General features: G+C 53.7%; 1 rRNA gene. It reads left to right on the top strand.

Annotated features, from left to right (window positions below):
* Window positions 1–1,225, top strand: a 23S ribosomal RNA gene (locus HUV48_RS14275); the annotation flags it as partial.

The raw sequence follows: 1,225 nt of genomic DNA on the forward strand, positions 1-1,225 counted from the left end.
CTTTCACCCTCTATGGCACAGCTTCCCAACTGTTGCGACTACGTCGCACTTTGGTAAGCTGTGCCATAGAGGGTGAAAGCCCCGTAGACGAAACGTCACACTCTCTGTTCAGGATCCTGAGTACGGCGGGACACGTGAAACCCCGTCGGAACCCGCGAGGACCATCTCGCAAGGCTAAATACTCCCTAGTGACCGATAGTGAACCAGTACCGTGAGGGAAAGGTGAAAAGCACCCCGGAAGGGGAGTGAAAGAGATCCTGAAACCGTGTGCCTACAAGTAGTCAGAGCCCGTTAACGGGTGATGGCGTGCCTTTTGTAGAATGAACCGGCGAGTTACGATCCCGTGCAAGGTTAAGCAGAAGATGCGGAGCCGCAGCGAAAGCGAGTCTGAATAGGGCGCATGAGTACGTGGTCGTAGACCCGAAACCAGGTGATCTACCCATGTCCAGGGTGAAGTTCAGGTAACACTGAATGGAGGCCCGAACCCACGCACGTTGAAAAGTGCGGGGATGAGGTGTGGGTAGGGGTGAAATGCCAATCGAACCTGGAGATAGCTGGTTCTCTCCGAAATAGCTTTAGGGCTAGCCTCAAGGTAAGAGTCTTGGAGGTAGAGCACTGATTGGACTAGGGGCCCCTACCGGGTTACCGAATTCAGTCAAACTCCGAATGCCAATGACTTATCCTTGGGAGTCAGACTGCGAGCGATAAGATCCGTAGTCGAAAGGGAAACAGCCCAGACCGCCAGCTAAGGTCCCAAAGTATACGTTAAGTGGAAAAGGATGTGGAGTTGCTTAGACAACCAGGATGTTGGCTTAGAAGCAGCCACCATTTAAAGAGTGCGTAATAGCTCACTGGTCGAGTGACTCTGCGCCGAAAATGTACCGGGGCTAAACGTATCACCGAAGCTGCGGACTGTTCTTCGAACAGTGGTAGGAGAGCGTTCTAAGGGCTGTGAAGCCAGACCGGAAGGACTGGTGGAGCGCTTAGAAGTGAGAATGCCGGTATGAGTAGCGAAAGAGGGGTGAGAATCCCCTCCACCGAATGCCTAAGGTTTCCTGAGGAAGGCTCGTCCGCTCAGGGTTAGTCGGGACCTAAGCCGAGGCCGAAAGGCGTAGGCGATGGACAACAGGTTGATATTCCTGTACCACCTCCTCACCATTTGAGCAATGGGGGGACGCAGGAGGATAGGGTAAGCGCGGTATTGGATATCCGCGTCCAAGCAGTT

Origin of the sequence: Qipengyuania atrilutea (assembly GCF_013370205.1) — a bacterium.
GTDB lineage: Bacteria > Pseudomonadota > Alphaproteobacteria > Sphingomonadales > Sphingomonadaceae > Actirhodobacter > Actirhodobacter atriluteus.